Origin of the sequence: Streptomyces angustmyceticus, from assembly GCF_019933235.1 — a bacterium.
Lineage (GTDB): Bacteria > Actinomycetota > Actinomycetes > Streptomycetales > Streptomycetaceae > Streptomyces > Streptomyces angustmyceticus.
Genome location: NZ_CP082945.1, coordinates 7,290,568 through 7,308,991, shown reverse-complemented (window position 1 = coordinate 7,308,991; position 18,424 = coordinate 7,290,568). Strand labels below are relative to the sequence as shown.

The window sequence follows — 18,424 nt, the reverse complement described above, 5'->3', positions numbered from 1 at the left end:
GGTGCGTGGTCGTCTGCGGGGAGCTGCCGCCCTCCTGGCCGGGCTGTGCCTGGTGGCCGGGCCGGCGGCCTGCGGGAAGGCCGGCGGGGTGCACGAGCCGGAAGGGCCCGCCTCCGGCGGGGCGCTGAGGATCGGTGTGCTGCTGCCGGACAACACCTCGCGCCTCTACCACTTCGACAAGCCGCTGATCGAGAAGAAGATCCATCAGCTGTGCCCCGAGTGCACGGTGGAGGTGGTCAGCGCGGAGCACGACGTGGCCACCCAGCAGCAGCAGATGGACGCGATGATCACCAAGCGGGTCCGGGTGCTGATCCTGGACGCCGTCGACTCCAAGTCGCTGCGCTCGCCGGTCGAGAGCGCGCGGGCGGCGGGGATCCCGGTCGTCGCCTACGACCGCCTCGTGGAGGGGCCGGTGTCGGCGTATGTCTCCTTCAACGGCAGGAGGGTCGGCGAGCTGCAGGGCGAGGCGCTGCTCAAGGCGCTCGGCGACAAGGCGCGCGGCGCGCAGATCGTCATGATGAACGGCGACTCGACGGACCCCAACTCCGCCTGGTTCCGGCAGGGCGCGCTCGCGGTGCTCCAGGGCAAGGTGAAGATCGGGAAGGCGTACGAGACCGCGGGGTGGCGGCCGGAGAACGCCAACAGCAACATGACCGCGGCCATCTCGGCCCTCGGCGCCGGGCACATCGACGGCGTCTACTCCGCCAACGACGGGCTGGCGGCCGGCATCATCTCCGCCCTGGAGGCCGCGAAGATCGCTCCGCTGCCGCCCGTCACCGGCCAGGACGCCGAACTCGCCGCCATCCAGCGCATCGTCGCGGGCGATCAGTACATGACCGTCTACAAGCCCTTCGGGCCCGAGGCCGGCACCGCCGCCGCCATGGCCGTCGCACTGGGCCGCGGCAAGAAGCTCGACGGCATCACGACGCACACGGTCAACAGCCCCACCACCCGGGGCATCCCGGCGGTTCTGCTCACCCCGGTCTCCGTCACGGTGCAGCGCATCAAGGGGACCGTGGTCAAGGACGGCATGTACACGATCGAGCAGATCTGCACCCCCAAGTTCGAGGCCGCCTGCCGGCGGGCGGGCCTCACCAGGTGAGGCAGGTACCCATGGACCCCGGCTCAGCCCTCCGCCGACCGGCACCCGCGCCGCCCCTGCTGGCGCTGCGCGGCATCTCCAAGCGGTACGGCGCCGTCCAGGCCCTGGCCGATGTCGAACTGGAGGTGCGCGCCGGTCAGGTCGTCGCGCTCGTGGGCGACAACGGCGCCGGCAAGTCCACCCTGATCAGGGTGGTCGCGGGCGTCGACCCGGCCGACGAGGGCATGATCGAGTGGGACGGCCGGCCCGTCCAGATCACCCGCCCCCACGACGCCCAGGACCTGGGCATCGCCACCGTCTACCAGGACCTCGCGCTGTGCGACAACCTCGACGTGGTCGGCAACCTCTTCCTCGGGCGCGAGATCCACCGGGCCGGGGTGCTGGACGAGGTGGAGATGGAACGCCTCACCCTGGACCTGCTCGACATGCTGGCCATCCGGATGCCCGACGTACGCCTGCCGGTCGCCTCGCTCTCCGGCGGCCAGCGCCAGACCGTCGCGATCTCCCGCTCGCTCCTCGGCGAACCGCGGCTGGTGCTCCTGGACGAGCCCACCGCGGCCCTGGGCATCGAGCAGACCGCCCAGGTCCTCGACCTCGTCGACCAGCTCCGCGAACGCGGGCTCGGGGTGCTCCTCATCAGCCACAACATGGGGGACATCAAGGCGGTCGCGGACTGGGTCGCCGTGCTGCGCCTGGGCCGGAACAACGGCTTCTTCGATGTGACGACCACCTCCCACGAACAGATCATCTCCTCGATCACCGGGGCCACGGACAACGCCGTGACCCGCCGCAGGACGCCGGGGTGGGAGGTGCAGCCGTGAGCCGGACCTGGGCGCTCAGGAAGCAGAAACCGCCCGCGGGGCGGGGCGCCGCGGACGGGACGGCGGCCGCCGCCGGACGGCGCGCGCCCGCCTTCGGGGCGCAGAACCCGCTCGACCTGCTCCGGAGGAGGTTCCACAGCGGCGAGCTCGGCTCGGTACCGGTGGCCCTCGGCCTGATCGTGGTGTGGATCATCTTCGAGAGCCTCAACGAGAACTTCCTCTCGCCGCGCAACCTGTCCAACCTGACCGTGGACATTGTCGGCACCGGCATGATCGCGGTCGGTGTCGTCTTCGTCCTGCTGCTGGGCGAGATCGACCTGTCGGTGGGCTCGGTGAGCGGCCTCGCGGCGGCCGCCTTCGCGGTACTGACCGTGAACCACGGCGTACCGGAGGGGCTCGCGCTGCTGGTCGCGGTGCTCGGCGGCACGGCGATCGGGGCGGTGCAGGGGTTCTTCTTCGCCAAGGTCGGGGTACCGGCGTTCGTGGTCACCCTGGCGGGCCTGCTGGGCTGGAACGGGCTGATGCTCTACATCCTGGGCGCCAACGGCACGATCAACATCGACGACAAGGGCCTGCTCGCGATGCTGACCGGCTACTACTTCAACAACGTGGCCGCCGCCTACGGCCTGGCGGCGCTCGGCACCGCCGGCTACTTCCTGGTCTCGTACCGCGATGTGCGGCGGCGCAGGGCCGCCGGTGTGCCCGCCCGGCCGCTGAGCGAGATCCTCCTGCGCACCGGGGTGCTGGCGGTGATCTCCCTGGCCGCGGCCGTGGTCCTCAACCAGTTCCTGGGGCTCCCGCTGGCCCTGTTGCTCTTCCTCGTGGTGCTCGTCGGCCTCGACTGCGTGCTGCGCCGCACCCGCTACGGACGCATGATCTTCGCGCTCGGCGGCAGCGTCGAGGCCGCCCGCCGCACCGGCCTGAACGTGGACCTGGTCCGCATCTCGGTCTTCATGGTGTCCGGGACGATGGCGGCGATCGGCGGCCTGTTCCTGGCCTCGCGCGTCACCTCGGCCAGTCAGACGTCCGGCGCCGGCCTGCTGCTGATGGACGCCATCGCCGCCGCGGTCATCGGCGGCACCAGCCTGTTCGGCGGACGGGGCCGGACCTGGTCGGCGCTGCTCGGTGTCCTGGTCATCCAGTCGATCGCCTCCGGGGTGGCCCTCATGGGCATCCGGACGGCCGTGCAGTTCATGATCACCGGCGGGGTGCTGCTGATCGCCGTGGTCATCGACTCGCTGTCGCGGCGGGCGCAGAAGGCGCACGGGCGGGTCTGACACCCCGCCGGGCGGGCGTTTGAGCCGCGGTACGCCACGGAACACCTCAGCCGATGCACCCGGTCCTGCACGCACTGTCCATCGCCGGATCCATGACCTGGGAGATCACCTGGGCGCTGATCCTCGGCTTCGCGCTGTCCGCGGTCGTCCAGGCCGTGGTGCGCACCTCCACCGTGGTCGGCCTGCTCGGCGACGACCGTCCCCGCACCCTGACGCTGGCCGCCGCGCTGGGTGCCGCCTCGTCCTCCTGCTCGTACGCGGCGGTCGCCCTGGCCCGGTCCCTGTTCCGCAAGGGCGCGCACTTCACGGCCGCCATGGCGTTCGAGATCGCCTCGACCAACCTGGTGGTCGAACTCGGCGTCATCCTGGCCCTGTTGATGGGATGGCAGTTCACCCTGGCCGAGTTCACCGGCGGCCCGGTGATGATCGTCGTGCTGGCCGTGCTGTTCCGCCTCTTCCTGACCGGCCGGCTGCTGCGGCCGGCCCGCGCGCAGGCCGAACGGGGGCTGGCCGGCTCCATGGAGGGGCATGCCGCGATGGACATGTCCGTCCGCCGCGAGGGGTCCTTCGCGCGGCGGCTGTTCTCCGCCGAGGGCTGGACCGCGACCTCGCACGTCTTCGTCATGGAGTGGGCCGCGATCCTCAGGGACCTGGTGATCGGCCTGCTGATCGCCGGGGCCATCGCGGCCTGGGTCCCCGACAGCTTCTGGCGGGCCTTCTTCTTCGACGGGCATCCGCTGGCCGCGAAGCTGTGGGGGCCGCTGATCGGACCGCTGGTGGCGATCGCCTCGTTCGTCTGCTCCATCGGCAACGTGCCGCTGGCGGTGGTGCTGTGGAAGGGCGGGATCAGCTTCGGCGGGGTGGTCGCCTTCCTCTTCGCCGACCTGCTAATCCTGCCGATCCTGCACATCTACCGGAAGTACTACGGGACCAGGATGGCCCTGTTCCTGCTGGTCACGTTCTACGCGGCCGTGGTCGTCGCGGGCTACGCCGTCGAATGCGTCTTCGGCGGGCTGGGGCTGATCCCGCGGCAGGCCGACGCGACGATCCCCATGGCCGGGGTCTCCTGGAACTACACCACCTGGCTCAACATCGCCTTCCTCGCCCTCGCCGCCGCACTGGTCCACCGCTTCGTGCGCACCGGTGGCCGGGCCATGCTCGGGATGATGGGCGGCGCGCCGGCCGACGGTCCCGGGACGCGGCCCGCGGCCGGTGCCGCCGGGCGCGACGGCACCGGACGGGACGGCACCGGGCACGGCCCGAACTGATCCGCTGCGGAACCGGGCCGAGTGGCTGATGCCGGAGCGCGCGAGGTCGAGCACCCTGGAGATATGGGCGCGCAAGCGCCGGGCGCCCGGGAAGGGAGCGAGGCCATGAAGGATGTCATCACCGCCGGTGTGGACGGTACGCCCGAATCCCTGTCCGCGATCGTGTGGGCGGCGCAGGAAGCCCGGCTGCGGCGTGCGCGCCTGCGGCTGGTGCACGCCTGGGTGCTGCTCGCGCCCGAGCCGGCGCCCGGTCCCGTGCCGGAGGACGACCAGAACTACTGGCCGTACCGGATGATGGACGAGGCCGTCACCGCGGTCCGCACCCGCTTCCCGGACCTACCGGTGGATCCGGAGCTGGTCGCGAAGGACCCCCAGGAGGCCCTGCAGGAGGCCGCGGCCGAGTCGGATCTGCTGGTCCTGGGCTCGCGGGACCTGGGCCCGGTGTCCCGCTTCGCCCTCGGCGAGCTCGGCCTGAAGCTGATGGTGCACACCGGCTGCCCCACGGTTCTGGTGCGCGCCCGGCGGGGCACCAAGGCGGACGAGCCGGGCGGGGAGGTGATGGCGGGGCTGAGCCTGCACGAGCCGTGCGAGGCGCTGCTCGCCTTCGCCTTCGACAGCGCCGCACGGCGTGGTGCCCCGCTGCGCGTCGTGCACGGCAGGCACCTGCCCTCGTACGCCTACAACCGGGGCGGCGGGGTGGAGCCGATCGCCGCCGAGGAGGCGGCGCAGGACGCGCGGCAGGAGCTGTCCGCGGCCCTGCGGCCGTGGCAGGAGAAGTATCCGGACCTGACGGTGGACGCACGCGTGGTGATGGAGAGTCCGGCGCCGGCCCTGCTGCACAGCGCCGCGGACGCCGGGCTGCTGATCGTCGGCCGGCGCCACCGGCACCGGCTGCCCGGTCACCGGATCGGCCATGTCGTCCAGGCGGCCGTCCACCACGCTCCGTGTCCGGTGGCCGTGGTGCCGCACGAGTGAGCGCGCGACGGCGTCCACGCTCTGAGACGGCCGGTGGCCGGTGCCAGGACGCCCCGCGGCGGAAGGCGGATGATGACGGTGAGAGTTCGTACCGGCGGGGCCGGCTGCCGAGGGCACGACGGCCCGGTCCGGGGCCCCGAGGCGGCGGCCCCCGGTGGAAGGCAGAGGTGAGCCATGGCAACGACAGTCGAATGGCCCGTCCGTCTCTACCTCTTCGAGGAGGACGGCACGACCAAGGCGCGCGTGGTGCTCCGGACCGGGACCACCACGCTGACCGGGCACGGCACGGCCCGCTGCAGCCCCGAGGACCCGGACGTGCCGGAGATCGGCGACGAGATCGCGGCCGGGCGCGCGATGAAGGACCTCGCCGGGCAGTTGCAGCGGGTGGCGGACCTCGACCTCGAAGGCGTGGGCGCCGGGCCGCCCCGGCGCGAGCACCGCGCCGCCTACGGCTGGGCCGACGCGATGGCGTGAGTCCGGTGCCGGCGCCGCCCCGGCCGGCCGGCGGTACGGCGCTGGGTGGAAGGAGTCGGCCATGTCGGATGCGACGCTCACCGACCTGTACGAAGTGACCATGGCCCTCTCGTACCTCCAGGAGGGCATGACCGGGCCGGCGACGTTCAGCTGCTTCGTCCGGGCCCTGCCCCCGGAGCGGGGCTTCCTGGTCGCCGCCGGGGCCGAGACGGTCCTCGACTTCCTCGCCGGCTTCGCCGTCGGCCGCGACGACGTCGAGGTGTTCGCCGAGGCACTGCGGCGCCCGGCCAGGGATCTGGCGCCGCTGCTGGGGATGCGCTTCACCGGGGAGGTCAGGGCCGTGCCGGAGGGGCGGGTGGTGCTGGCCGGGGAGCCGCTGCTGGAGATCACCGCTCCGCTGCCGCAGGCCCAGCTCGTCGAGTCGTACGTGCTCAACCACCTCACCCATCAGACGACCGTCGCGTCCAAGTGCGTGCGGTGCGTGCTCGCCGCACGGGGGCGCTCCGTCGTGGACTTCTCGCTGCGCCGCGCCCCGGGGACCGCGGCCGCCCGCCAGGTGGCCCGGCTCGGTGCCATGACCGGTTTCGCGGGCACCAGCAATGTGGCGGCGGCCCACGCCGAGGACCTGCCGGCGGTCGGCACGATGGCGCACTCGTACGTCGAGGCGTTCGGCGACGAGGAGGCGGCGTTCACCGCGTTCGCGCTGTGCCATCCCGGGCCGGTGACCCTGCTGGTGGACACCTACGCCACCGAGTCCGGCGTCGCGGCGGCGGCCCGGGTGCTGAACGCGCTGGGGCGCGGCGACGGGTCGGCCGTCCGGCTGGACAGCGGCGACCTGGCGGCACTGGCCTTCCGCGCCCGCGCGATCCTGGACAACGCGGGGCTTCCGCAGGTCCGCATCGTCGCCAGCGGCGGGCTGGACGAGTTCGCCGTGCACGATCTGGCGCAGGCCCGAGCGCCCATCGACGTCTTCGCCGTGGGCACCCGTGTCGGCGTCAGCGCCGATGCCCCCTCGCTGGATTCGGCGTACAAGCTCGTGGCGTACGACGGCCGGCCCCTGATGAAGCTGTCGTCGGCGAAGGCGACCGCGCCGGGCGGCAAGCAGGTCTTCCGCCGGCCCGGGTGCCACGACGTGATCGGGCTGGCCGACGAGCCGGTCCCGCCGGGCAGCACGCCGCTGCTGGAGACGCTGATGCGCGGAGGCCGGCGCGGCGCGCCGCACGGCCGTACCGAGGACGCCCGGCGGCGGGTCGCCGCCGACCTCGCGGAGCTGCCCGCGTCCGCGCGGGCCATCCGGTCGCCGCAGGCGGTACGGGCGAAGGTCTCCAAGCGGCTCGCCGTCCTGACCGAGCACGTCCGGCGGCGGATCGAGCGCGAGGCGCTGGGCGGCGTCCCGGCGAGCCCGGCCTGACCCGGGGGCCGCTCCCGGCCCCGTTCGGCTCGCACGCCCGAGCCCCCGCGGGCTTTTCTCCGTACCGTCGTCGTATGGCGGACAAACAGGGCGGCAACGGCCCCAGGAAGCTGCCGCGGGCGCGGTACGAGCGGGAGCTGTACCGGCTGCAGACGGAGCTGGTCAAGCTCCAGGAGTGGGTGCGCACCGAGGGCGCCCGCATCGTGGTGGTCTTCGAGGGGCGGGACGCGGCCGGCAAGGGCAGCACGATCAAACGGGTCACCCAGTACCTCAACCCCCGGGTGGCCCGGATCGCGGCGCTGCCGCGGCCCACCGAGCGGGAACGCACCCAGTGGTACTTCCAGCGCTACGCCGAGCACCTGCCCGCGGGCGGCGAGATCGTGCTGTTCGACCGCAGCTGGTACAACCGCGCCGGCGTCGAGCGGGTCATGGGCTTTTGCACACCGGCCGAGCACCAGCGGTTCCTGCGGCAGTGCCCGGTCTTCGAGCGGATGCTGGTGGAGGACGGCATCCTGCTGCGCAAGTACTGGTTCTCGGTGAGCGACGAGATGCAGGAGCAGCGGTTCCGGCGCCGGCTGCAGGACCCCACCCGCCGCTGGAAGCTCTCGCCCATGGACCTGGAGTCGCTGACCCGCTGGGAGGAGTACTCGCGGGCCAAGGACGAGATGTTCGTCCACACGGACATCGTGGAGTCACCGTGGTTCGTCGTCGAGTCCGACGACAAGCGCCGGGCCCGGCTGAACATGATCGCCCACCTGCTGTCGACCGTGCCGTACCGCGATGTCACCCCGCCGCGGCTCACCCTGCCCCCGCGGCCCCCGGCCACCGGCTACCAGCGGCCGCCCCGGGACCTGCAGACCTACGTTCCCGACCATGCGGCGGGGCTGTCGGACTAGGGCCTGTCTTCAAAGTCGCGTCGTTCGCCCGCAGGGCGGGGCTCGCGGCGTCCGGTGCGCTCCCCCGCGCCCTTGAGGCGTGGGGGAACGCGTGCCGGACGCCGTCAGACGGGACGACGCGGATGCGACCTAGCGCTTTCGGCCGCAGATCACCACGGTGTCCGGCCCGAGCATCACCCGCTTCACGGGGTCGATTCCCGCCTCGCCGAACCACTCCTCGTACTCCATGGGCGTGTACACCATGCCCTCGCCGGAAGCGACGGTGTGGAAGTACGCGGAGAGGTAGGCCGAGCGCTCCGGTCCGGTCCCCCTGTCGTCCTGATAGGGGGTCACCACGAAGACGCCACCCCCGGGAGGCAGCGCGTCGGATGCCTTGGCCAGCAGGGCGCGGATGCGGTCGGGGGACCAGATCTCGAGGAAGTGGGCGAAGAGCACGGAGTCATGGCCGACGGGGAAATCGTCATGGAAGGCGTCGAGGCTGACGGCGCGTACCCGGCCGGTCAGACCCAGTTCCGCGATCTTGTCGTTTGCCAGGGAGGTGATCGACGGCAGATCTCCGATCGTCACCTCCAGGTCAGGCCAAGTACGGGCCAGATTCGCCGCGTTCATGGCGGCGCCGCCACCGACATCGAGCAGGAGCCGATAGCCCGACAGGTCGATCTCGGCGGCGATCTCCTCGGCGACGAGATGGCTTATGGAACTCATCAGGACATGGAAGGAGGATTCCAGTTCGGGGTTTTCCGCCAACCGTCCGTACAGCGTCGACGCCGTTCCAGGAATCTCGTTCTTCAGCCCGACGTTGGAGTTCTCCTTGAGCGACTCGCAGAACCAGTCGACAGCACGGTAGATGCGATGCAGATACGCGGCTGATTCCTGATCGGGGAGGGCGGAGAGCGGCGGAAGGAACGGGGTGTTGTGGTAGCCCTCCCCCTCTTTGCGCACCACACCCATGGCGGTACAGCCCAACAGCAGGATGCGGCACGGCTGTACGGCCAGGCCGAGGCGGACGGAGAGGTCTTCGCGGGTGATGCCCGGCTCCTTCTCCAGGGCCTCGAACAGCCCGAGTTGGAAGCCGGCGCTCAGGAACTGGAAGTCGTAGTGGGCCTTGTGGTGAGGGCCGATGGTCGGGTCTGCCGGATTCTGAGAACTTTCCATCCCGATCTCCTGGGGTGGTGTTGACCGCATTCGTCGAGCGCCCGAAGCAGCGAGGCCGCAGTGCGCGCGGCTGCGTTCCCGCCTGGCGGTGGCAGCAATCGCGCACCATTTCAGGCGGCTGTGACGAATACGTGGGGCACGGAACTCCTGGAATTCTTCTGGAAGGTGAGCCACGGCGTGGGCCATACCCATCCCCCTGGCGCGCCTGACTCCGACCCTAATTCCTTCGATGCCGGACGGCCGAACCGTCAGCGCGCTTGTAGGGAAAACCCCATTGACATGAACGCGCCCCCATTCCTCGTCCGTCCATTCGGCCATATCGCCGCACGTCGCGCAGTTCAGACGGACAGTCAGGCAGGAGCGTGGACCGCCCCCCTCGCGACTGCCCACCCCGGACGCGGTTTCAGCGCGAGGGGGCAGGCAGGCGCTGGGTGTGCCGTCGGTGCGCCGATGCGGTATGATCATGATGCAGCTTCGGCCCTCGGGCCGGAACCGCGCGTCTGTGGTCCAAGGAAAGACGTCCACCAGCCGGTGGGAGATGCAGGTGCAAGGCCTGCCGGGCGCTCTACCAAGGGGCCCTTCCTCGTACGGGGAAGGGCCCCTTTTGCGTGATGCCGGCTCAGCGCTGCAGGAACTGCTGGCACTGGTACGGGCCGGCGCGCCCTTCGTCGCCGACGAGGGTCACCTGGACCTTGTCCGGGCGGGTGCCGTGGATCAGGACCTCGGCGCGGGCGAGGGTGCAGACCAGTTGGCCGGTGCTCTGGTTCTGGGGCGACACGATGAAGGGACCTGTGGCACGGAGGGTGATGTGGCCGCGGGTGCTGGTGGCGTGGAAGCCCGCGTTCTCGGGGACCAGATCGGCGAGCCCGTTCGCCCGCTCCCCGGCGGTGGGGCCGCCGGCCAACAGCTTGAAGACATCGTCGAGTTGGTCCACGGTGACACCGGGCCGGGACACTCCGCGCGGGCCGTTGTCGGAGGCGAAGTAGACCCGCATGCCCTTCGAGATCCCGGAGGGAGCCGTACCGCCGTCGGTGACGCCGGTGGGGCGGATGCCGCAGCCCGTGGCGGCCAGGGTGAGCAGACCGCAGAGGAGGGCGGTGCGGCGGCGGGTCATGAGGCGGAGTCCGTCCGGAGGGGGAGGCGGAGGGTGAAAACGGCGCCGGTGCCGGGCGTCCGGGGCGCGATCTCTATCGTGCCGCCGTGCAGGCGCGCGTTCTCCAGGGCGATGGCCATCCCCAGGCCGCTCCCCTCGGAGCGGGCGCGGGAGCTGTCGGCCTTGTAGAAGCGGTCGAACACATGGCGGGCGGCCTCGGGGGGCAGTCCGGGGCCGTGGTCGGCGACCGAGACGGTCAGCCGGTCGTCCTCGGCCCGCACGGTGACGGTCACCGGCGGTGCGCCGTGCCGCAGGGCGTTGGCGACGAGGTTGGCGACGATGACGTCCAGGCGGCGGCGGTCGAGCCGGGCCCGTATGCCCGGGGGCAGATCGGTCTCGACCCGGTGGGTCCAGCAGCGGGCGGCGAGCGAGGCGCGTATCGCCTCGGCCAGGTCGAGTTCGTGGACGGTGAGCGCCACGGCCCGGGCGTCGAAGCGGGATATCTCGATGAGGTCGTCGACGAGCCGGGCCAGCTTGGCGGTCTCGGCGCTGACCGTACGGGCCGCGTGTGCGGTGTCCGGGGTGAGTTGGTCGGCGTCCTCGTCCAGCACGCCGCAGACCATGGTCATGGCGGCGAGCGGGGTGCGCAGCTCGTGGGAGACGTCGGCGACGAAGCGGCGGGCCAGGGCCTCCTGTTCGCGCAGCTCGCCGACGGTGTGCTCCAGCGTGCCGGCCGTCTCGTTGAAGGTGTGGGCCAGCTCGGCCAGTTCGTCGCGTCCCTTCTCCTCGACCCGGATGCTCAGCTCGCCGGTGGCCAGCCGGCGCGTGGCCCGCGCCAGGCGGCGGACCGGTCGCAGCACCGTACGGGCCGCGAGCAGCGCCAGGAGAACGGCCAGCAGCACCACCGGCACCAGGCCGCCCTGGACGCTGCGCACCAGCTCTGCGGTGTCGCGTTCCTCCTCCGCCAGGGAGACGACCGCGAATATCTCGACACCGGACGGCTGCGCGGCGGCGCCCGGACCCGACGGCGGGCCGAGGCCGACCGGGGCGCCGAGGACCAGCCAGGGCTTCCCGGCGTACTGCACCCGCTGCAGGGAGACCCGGGGGTGGGCGCGTACGGCCACGCGGAGTTCTGGAGTGATCCGGGTCCGGTCGGCGGACGGGTCGGAGCCGACGGTGAAGTCGCGGTACTGCACGACGACGAGCGAGCCGCGCAGGCCGGACGAGACCTTGCTCGCGAAGCGGGCCATGGACCGGGGGTCGATGGGGACGTCGATCTCCGGCACCAGCTGCTCGACCCGGCCGCGGAAGTCGTCCACGGCGGCGTTCTGGGCCCGCTTGAGGACCGCGTCGCGCGATTCCCGGTACGCCAGCGCCGTGGCGGTGACCGCGCTGATCAGGGCGACCACGACGACGGTGATCAGGAGACGCCCGCGCAGCCCGTCCACGCGCGGCAGCCGGCGCCGGGGCCGTCCGCCGCCCCCTTCCGTCGTCGTCGGGGGCCGGGCGACCGTCCCCGGGGCGGTCTTCGCGGCCGCCTGCTTCGCGGCCCTCACAGCGGCCCGAAGCGATAGCCGAAGCCGCGCACCGTCTGGATGTAGCGCGGCTTGGCGGGGACGTCCTCCAGCTTGGCGCGCAGCCGCCCGACGGCCGCGTCCACCAGCCGCGAGTCCCCCAGGAAGTCGTGTTCCCAGACGAGTTCGAGGAGCTGTTCGCGGCTGAGGACCCGGCCCGGGGAGGCGGACAGCTCCAGCAGCAGCCGCAGTTCGGTGGGCGGGAGGGGGATCGGGGTGCCGTGTTTGGTGACGGTCAGGCCGGCCCGGTCGATGACGAGCCCGGCGAAGTCGTCGCGCTCCGTGCGCGTGAGCGGCCCGGCCCGGCGCAGGGCCGCCCGGATGCGGGCCTCCAGCACCCGGCCGGTGATCGGTTTGACCACGTAGTCGTCGGCGCCGGCCTCCAGGCCGCTGACCACGTCGAGGTCGTCGCCGCGCGAGGTGAGCATGATGATCGGCAGTTGGCCGCGAGCGCGGATACGGCGGCAGACCTCGAAGCCGTCGATGCCGGGCAGCATCAGGTCGACCACCGCGATCTCGATGCCGCCGCCGCGGGGCCGGGACAGCACCTGCAGGCCGGCCTCACCGGTGGCGACGGCATCGACCTCGTGGCCGTGCCGGCGCAGCACAAGTTCCATTCCGTCCCGTACGGACATGTCGTCCTCGATCAGCAACACGTGCGGCATGCAGCCGATTATGGGCGAGCGTTTGTGCAGCTCAGGACTTATCCACAGGGCGAAGAGCAATCCGGCGGCATTGTTACGTTCTCATCATGCGGCCATGGAGCGGCCACCAACCACGACCCGGAAACTGGCCGCATGACCCAGCAGACATCCTCCCGCTCCCGGACAGCGCGCCTCGCGCTGCTGATCGCTGTGCCCGCCCTCCTCCTGACCTCCGCCTGCGGCGGTGCCGAGTCGTCCGACGACGGTGTGGCCTCGGTCGTCGACGCGCCCTCCGCAGGCGGGTCGAAGGACGGATCCGGGGCCGCGGGCGGCGCGGCCCAGGGCAAGAGCGCTTTCTACGACGCGCAGATGAAGTACGTCCAGTGCATGCGCAAGAACGTCGACAAGGACTTCCCCGACCCCAAGCTGAGCGGCTACCTCGACTGGTCGAAGATCGACCAGCTCCAGCAGAAGCCGGGGAACGAGGAGATCAGCAAGGGCGGCAAGGGCGGCGTGTGCACCAAGGACATGCTCGACGCCTCGAAGCTGGAGCCGCGCCGCGACACCCAGAAGGAATACGAGTCGATGCTCGCGCACGCCAAGTGCATGCGCGCTCACGGCGTATCGAAGTTCACCAACCCGCAGCTGCGGGACGGCAACGTCCTCCCCGGAGGGGACGCGAACCCCAGCTCGCCCGAGGTGTCCCGGGACTCTCCCACGTACAAGCAGGCCCGCCAGGCGTGCAAGGGCAAGCTGCTCGACGGTCTGGACGGCATGCAGTGAGCGCCGCAGCAAGGCGCCGCCGCCCGCTCGTCGCACTGGCCGCGGCGGTCACCGCGACCGCCGCGACGGCCGGTGTCATGCTCCTCACCGAGACCGGCGAGGGCGGCTCGGCCGACGGCCGACGCCAGAAGTCGCCGCCCTCGACGACCGAGATCACCCGGACCGACCTCGTCCAGAGCAAGACCGTGGACGGACGCCTGGACTACGCACAGCGCCGGGTGGTGAAATCCGCCGTGGACGGCACGGTCACCAAGGCCGCGGAGCCGGGGCGGATCGTCTCGCTCGGGCAGCGCCTCTACGAGCGCGACGCCCGGCCGGTGGTCCTCCTCTACGGTCCGACACCGATGTTCCGCGCGATGAAGGCCGGAGACCGCGGCCCGGACGTGCTCCAGTTGGAGCGCAACCTCCGTGACCTGGGCTTCGGCTCCCGGCTGTATGTGGATGTCCGCTTCGACGAGGCGACCGCGGCCGCCGTCGAGGCGTGGCAGAAGTCCCTCGGGATCGACGATGCCGACGGCCGGATCGGCAAGGGGGACATCGTCTTCCAGCGCGGTCCCGTGCGCGTGGTGGCCGCCGACGCCGCCCTGGCCGATGCGATCGGCCCGGAGAAGCCGGTGCTGACGGTCGCCTCCACCAAGCCGGTCGTACGGGCCTCCCTCGACCAGGCCGACCGGGCGCTGGCCACCATGGGCACCAAGGTGGAGGTCGCGCTGCCCAGCGGAGCCACCGCACGCGGCAAGGTCAGCGGGACGGTCACCCCCGAGGACTCCGGGTCCGCTGAGGGCGGGGCCGGCACCGGCTCCGGTGACGCGTCCGCCAACGGTGGCGTCGAGGTCGAGATCACGCTCGACGGCGGCACCGAGCTCGGCCCGAAGGACAAACAGGGCACGCTGAGCGTGAAGTTCGTCAGCGAGAGCCGCAAGGACGTGCTGACGGTGCCGGTCGAAGCGGTCGTCGCGCTGCGCGAGGGCGGCTACGGGCTGGAGGTGGTCCGGGGCAGCGGGACGCACCTGGTGCGGGTCGAGACCGGTCTGACGGCCGACGGCCGCATCGAGGTCAGCGGCGCCGGACTGGCCGAGGGCATGAAGGTCGGAGCGGCCGAGCAATGACCCAGCCCCCGACCGACCGGACCACGCCCCCGGACGTGATCGAACTCCGGGACGCCACCAAGACCTACCCCGGCGGCGTCGACGCCCTGCGGGGCGTCGACCTGCGGGTGGCGCAAGGAGAGCTGGCCGCCATCGTCGGCCCCTCCGGCTCCGGTAAGTCCACCCTGCTCCATCTGCTCGGCACCCTCGACCGGGCCACCTCGGGCGAGGTCAGGGTGGCCGGATACGACGTGAGCCGGCTGTCCGACGCCCAGCTCTCCGCGCTGCGTGCCCGGCACATCGGCTTCGTCTTCCAGCACTTCCACCTCGCCCCCGGCCGCAGCGCCCAGGACAATGTCGCGGACGGCCTGCTCTACGGCGGTACGACGCTGCGCGAGCGCCGTGCCCGGGCCCTCGCCGCCCTGGAGGACGTGGGCCTCGGACACCGGGTCGGCCACCTCGCCCACCAGCTCTCGGGCGGCGAGAAGCAGCGGGTGGCCATTGCCCGCGCGCTGGTCGGCGAGCCGGATCTGCTGCTCGCGGACGAGCCGACCGGCGCCCTGGACACCGCCTCCGGGGAGCTGGTCATGGACCTCATCCGCGGACTGCACGCCGCCGGTACCACCGTCTGCGTGATCACCCACGACAACGAGATCGCGGAGTCGCTGCCCCGCCGGATCCGCTTTCGCGACGGCGCGATCGTCGCCGACTCCGGCGCGGCCCCCGGCCCGGCCGGCTCCCCCGCGGCGCACACCGAGGAGGTGTCCCGATGACCGGCCCCGCGCTCCGGGCGGCCCGGCTCTCGCCGGCCGATGTGCTGCGGACCGGCGCCGAGGGCCTGCGCAGCCGCCGCGCCCGCGTCGTCCTGTCCGCCCTGGGCATCGCGATCGGCATCGCCACGATGGTCGCGGTCGTCGGACTGTCCACGTCCAGCCGCGCCGACCTGCTCGACCGGCTGGACCGGCTGGGCACCAATCTGCTCACCGCCGAGGCGGGCAAGAACGCCCTCGGCCAGGACGTGAAGCTCCCCAAGAGCGCGGTGGCGATGGTCGAGCGGATCGGCCCGGTCCAGCACGCCACCGCCACCGGCTCCGTCAACGCCCGGGTGCGCCGCAGCGATGTCGTACCGGAGGAGCTGGCATCGGGGGTCACGGTCCAGGCGGCCCGCCCCGACCTGCTCGACGCCCTCAATGCCCGTACCAGCCAAGGGAGCTGGCTGAACCGCGCCAGTGAACGGCTGCCCACCGTCGTGCTGGGGTCCATCGCCGCGGACCGCCTCGGCATCACCGAGCCCGGCGCCAAGATCCTGCTGAACGACCGGTGGTTCGTGGTGACCGGCATCCTCGCGCCCGTCGAGCTCGTGCCGACCCTGGACCGCATCGCCCTGGTCGGATTCCCGTCCGCCGAACGCTACTTGGGCTTCGACGGCCACCCGACCACCGTCTTCGAGCGGTCCACGGACGCCTCGGTGGAGGCGGTCCAGGGGGTCCTGGCCCGTACGGTCAACCCCGGCGACGAGACCGCGGTGAAGGTCTCCCGCCCCTCCGACGCCCTGGCGGCCAAGGCCGCCACCGACAAGGGGCTGACGACGCTGATGCTGGGGCTGGGCACCGTGGCGCTGCTCGTCGGCGGGGTGGGCGTGGCCAACACCATGGTCATCTCGGTACTGGAGCGCCGGGCGGAAATCGGACTGCGGCGTGCCCTGGGCGCGACCCGAGGCGCGATCCGTCTCCAGTTCCTCACCGAATCCCTGCTGCTGTCGGCGCTCGGCGGCACCGCCGGCGCGGTGCTGGGCTCCGTCGCCACGTTCGCCTTCGCCCGCACACAGGGGTGGATCGCCGTGGTCCCGCCCTGGTCGCTGGCCGGCGGTCTGGGCGCCACGCTCGTGATCGGTGTCGTCGCCGGTCTGTATCCGGCCGTACGCGCCTCCCGCCTGCACCCCACCACCGCCCTCAGCGCAAGCTGAGCAGGTCACGCGATCGTCCGCGGCGTCTCAGTCAGGGGTGCGCGGCGCGGGCCCGGCGTGCTGGGGGACCACCGCCACGGGGCAGTCGGCGTGGCAGAGCGCGGTGTGCGCCACCCGGCCGGGCTGGGCGCCGAAGTGTCCCTGGCGGCGCTGGGCGGCGACCACCAGCAGGTCGGCGGCGGCCGCGCGGTGCACCAGGACCTTGTGCGCCGGGCCCTCTACCAGGGAGCGGCGCACCCGCACCTCCGGGTGCGCCGTGGTCGCCTCCGCCAGCGCCGCGTCGAGCAGCTCCGCCGCCCGCTCCTCGGGGTCGCGGTGGCCGTCGGCGGAGGGCTGCGGGTCGGATGCCGTGCGGCGCCAGGCGCACACCGCGTCCAGCGTGCACCGGCGGGCCTCCGCCTCGCGGAGGGCGAAGCGGACGGCGGCCTTTTCGGCGGCCGGGTCGGTGAGGCCCAGCAGGATGCGCTCATGGGTGCCCGCGAGCCCGGCCGGGTCGCCGCGTACCACGATCACCGGGCAGCGGGCGCGGGCGGCGACCGTCAGGCTGACCGACCCCAGCAGCAGGCCGGTGATCTCCCCGAGCCCCCGCGACCCCAGGACCAGCACCGAGGCGTGCAGGGCCTCGTTCAGCAGGGCGGTGACCGCGTCATCGGCCAGCACCTCGCCCGAGACCGCCAGGCCGGCGTGCCGGCGGCGGGCGTGTGCGGCGGCGGACGCCACGATGTTCTCGGCGAGCACCTGCTCGCCGGGGCGTTCCTGGTCCGGGGCCGACGAGGTGCCCTCGTAGCGCTCCCAGCGGGAGGCATGGACGATCCGCAGCGGCAGCCCGTGGCGCGCCGCCTCGTCCGCCGCCCAGTCCAGCGACCGGAACGCGGCATCCGACCCATCGGTGCCGACGGTCAGCGGATGCTCCATCGCCGTCGCCTCCTTCCGCTCGCCGGCGACCGGGCCCTACTGCCACCGTCGCACCGTGGTGCGGTGTCCGCAGCGGACGGCGGCGCGCCACGGGCGCGGGCCGGGGCGGGAGGCCGGGCGCGGCGCGCCCCCGGCCCGCGGTCGTGGTGCCATGGAAGGGACACCGACGAACGGAACGTCACCATGAGCGGCACGCCGTCCCTGGCCGCCTGCCTGCACTCGCTGCGGGCCGTGGTCCTCGACACCGACGGGGTCATCATCGACTCCGCGCCGGCGCATGCCGCCGCCTGGAAGGGCGCCTTCGACCCGTGCCTGGCGGCCGCGGGCGGGCAGCGCCCCTTCGACCCGGTGGACGACTACCTGCGCCATGTCGACGGCCGGTCCCGGCAGGACGGGGCCGCCGCGTTCCTGCGTGCACGGGGCCTCGACCTGCCGCCCGGCACACCGGACGACGCGCCGGGCACGGACACCGTCGGGGCCGTCGCGGCCCGCAAGGACGAGCTGTTCACCGCGAGCCTGCGGACCACCGCCGTCCCCACCTGGCCCGGCACCCTGCGCCTGCTGCGGGTGCTGGGGGACGCGGGAGTGCCGTGCGCCGCCGTCTCGGCGTCCCGCCACGCCACCGGGCTGCTGTCCGCGGCCGGGGTGCTCGGGCTGTTCGCGGCCGTGGTGGACGGCAACGAGGCACAGCGGCTCGGCCTGCCCGGCAAGCCGGACCCGGCGCTCTTCCTGGAGGCGGCCCGGCGGCTCGGTGTCCCGGCCGAGGACACCGCCGTGGTGGAGGACGCGCTCGCCGGCGTCGAGGCGGGCCGGCGCGGCGGATTCGGCCTGGTGGTGGGCGTGGACCGGACGGCGGGACCGTACAGCGCCACCGCCCTGCGACGCCGCGGCGCCGATGTGGTCGTGGCCGACCCCGGCGAGCTGCTGACGCCCGGGGAGGAGGAGTGACCGGCGGCGGCGCCTGGTCGTACGGCGGCCGGGG

General features: G+C 72.7%; 18 protein-coding genes. 13 read left to right on the top strand and 5 right to left on the bottom strand.

Annotated features, from left to right (window positions below):
* Position 1: 1 nt before the first annotated feature.
* The 8 genes from K7396_RS32660 to ppk2 all read left to right on the top strand — a co-directional run bounded on the left by K7396_RS32660 (position 2) and on the right by ppk2 (position 8,224).
* The gene (locus K7396_RS32660; RefSeq protein ID WP_086720180.1) at positions 2-1,102 is read left to right on the top strand and encodes a sugar ABC transporter substrate-binding protein; all 1,101 of its coding nucleotides are present in this window, start codon (positions 2-4) and stop codon (positions 1,100-1,102) included.
* 11 nt (positions 1,103-1,113) lie between these two features.
* Positions 1,114-1,923 (top strand): ATP-binding cassette domain-containing protein, encoded by an 810-nt coding sequence (locus tag K7396_RS32655; protein WP_086720179.1) that lies wholly within the window; start codon positions 1,114-1,116, stop codon positions 1,921-1,923.
* A complete protein-coding gene (locus K7396_RS32650) occupies positions 1,920-3,200 on the top strand; it encodes a sugar ABC transporter permease (RefSeq protein ID WP_086720178.1) in 1,281 nt (426 codons plus the stop codon). Before K7396_RS32655 ends, K7396_RS32650 begins: the two co-directional genes overlap by 4 nt.
* Positions 3,201-3,253: 53 nt before the next feature.
* Complete coding sequence (locus tag K7396_RS32645) at positions 3,254-4,468, top strand: permease (RefSeq protein WP_086720177.1); 1,215 nt, start codon at positions 3,254-3,256, stop codon at positions 4,466-4,468.
* A 105-nt stretch (positions 4,469-4,573) separates the two neighbouring features.
* On the top strand, positions 4,574-5,443 hold the full coding sequence (locus K7396_RS32640) for a universal stress protein (protein WP_086720176.1): 870 nt from the start codon (positions 4,574-4,576) through the stop codon (positions 5,441-5,443).
* A 174-nt stretch (positions 5,444-5,617) separates the two neighbouring features.
* Entirely contained in the window at positions 5,618-5,917 is a 300-nt protein-coding gene (locus K7396_RS32635; RefSeq protein WP_086720175.1) for a dsRBD fold-containing protein, read from the top strand.
* A gap of 61 nt (positions 5,918-5,978) precedes the next feature.
* On the top strand, positions 5,979-7,328 hold the full coding sequence (locus K7396_RS32630; RefSeq protein WP_086720174.1) for a nicotinate phosphoribosyltransferase: 1,350 nt from the start codon (positions 5,979-5,981) through the stop codon (positions 7,326-7,328).
* 74 nt (positions 7,329-7,402) lie between these two features.
* On the top strand, positions 7,403-8,224 hold the full coding sequence (gene ppk2 / locus K7396_RS32625; RefSeq protein ID WP_086720173.1) for a polyphosphate kinase 2: 822 nt from the start codon (positions 7,403-7,405) through the stop codon (positions 8,222-8,224).
* Between the two features lie 129 nt (positions 8,225-8,353).
* On the opposite strand, the gene K7396_RS32620 is transcribed toward ppk2, so the two are convergent.
* From K7396_RS32620 to K7396_RS32605, 4 genes are all read right to left on the bottom strand, one after another.
* Positions 8,354-9,379 (bottom strand): methyltransferase, encoded by a 1,026-nt coding sequence (locus K7396_RS32620; RefSeq protein WP_086720172.1) that lies wholly within the window; start codon positions 9,377-9,379, stop codon positions 8,354-8,356.
* Between the two features lie 619 nt (positions 9,380-9,998).
* Positions 9,999-10,493: a hypothetical protein gene (locus K7396_RS32615; protein ID WP_086720171.1), complete on the bottom strand. Its 495-nt coding sequence runs from the start codon at positions 10,491-10,493 to the stop codon at positions 9,999-10,001.
* Positions 10,490-12,028 (bottom strand): sensor histidine kinase, encoded by a 1,539-nt coding sequence (locus K7396_RS32610; protein WP_373866904.1) that lies wholly within the window; start codon positions 12,026-12,028, stop codon positions 10,490-10,492. Before K7396_RS32610 ends, K7396_RS32615 begins: the two co-directional genes overlap by 4 nt.
* Entirely contained in the window at positions 12,025-12,711 is a 687-nt protein-coding gene (locus K7396_RS32605) for a response regulator transcription factor (RefSeq protein ID WP_086720170.1), read from the bottom strand. The genes K7396_RS32610 and K7396_RS32605 overlap by 4 nt, the downstream gene beginning before the upstream one ends.
* Before the next feature lie 132 nt (positions 12,712-12,843).
* Between K7396_RS32605 and K7396_RS32600 the strand changes: the two genes are divergently transcribed.
* Genes K7396_RS32600 through K7396_RS32585 form a run of 4 tightly spaced genes read left to right on the top strand, consistent with a single transcriptional unit; the run spans position 12,844 to position 16,527 of the window.
* Positions 12,844-13,473 (top strand): hypothetical protein, encoded by a 630-nt coding sequence (locus K7396_RS32600; RefSeq protein ID WP_223660274.1) that lies wholly within the window; start codon positions 12,844-12,846, stop codon positions 13,471-13,473.
* Positions 13,470-14,582: a peptidoglycan-binding protein gene (locus K7396_RS32595; RefSeq protein ID WP_223660273.1), complete on the top strand. Its 1,113-nt coding sequence runs from the start codon at positions 13,470-13,472 to the stop codon at positions 14,580-14,582. The genes K7396_RS32600 and K7396_RS32595 overlap by 4 nt, the downstream gene beginning before the upstream one ends.
* A complete protein-coding gene (locus K7396_RS32590; protein WP_086720168.1) occupies positions 14,579-15,334 on the top strand; it encodes an ABC transporter ATP-binding protein in 756 nt (251 codons plus the stop codon). Before K7396_RS32595 ends, K7396_RS32590 begins: the two co-directional genes overlap by 4 nt.
* A complete protein-coding gene (locus tag K7396_RS32585; protein ID WP_086720167.1) occupies positions 15,331-16,527 on the top strand; it encodes an ABC transporter permease in 1,197 nt (398 codons plus the stop codon). The genes K7396_RS32590 and K7396_RS32585 overlap by 4 nt, the downstream gene beginning before the upstream one ends.
* 27 nt (positions 16,528-16,554) lie before the next feature.
* On the opposite strand, the gene K7396_RS32580 is transcribed toward K7396_RS32585, so the two are convergent.
* Positions 16,555-17,442, bottom strand: coding sequence for a universal stress protein (locus K7396_RS32580; RefSeq protein ID WP_086720166.1), 888 nt, complete (start codon positions 17,440-17,442; stop codon positions 16,555-16,557).
* 183 nt (positions 17,443-17,625) lie between these two features.
* Between K7396_RS32580 and K7396_RS32575 the strand changes: the two genes are divergently transcribed.
* The gene (locus tag K7396_RS32575; RefSeq protein ID WP_086720165.1) at positions 17,626-18,390 is read left to right on the top strand and encodes an HAD family hydrolase; all 765 of its coding nucleotides are present in this window, start codon (positions 17,626-17,628) and stop codon (positions 18,388-18,390) included.
* Positions 18,391-18,424: the final 34 nt, after the last annotated feature.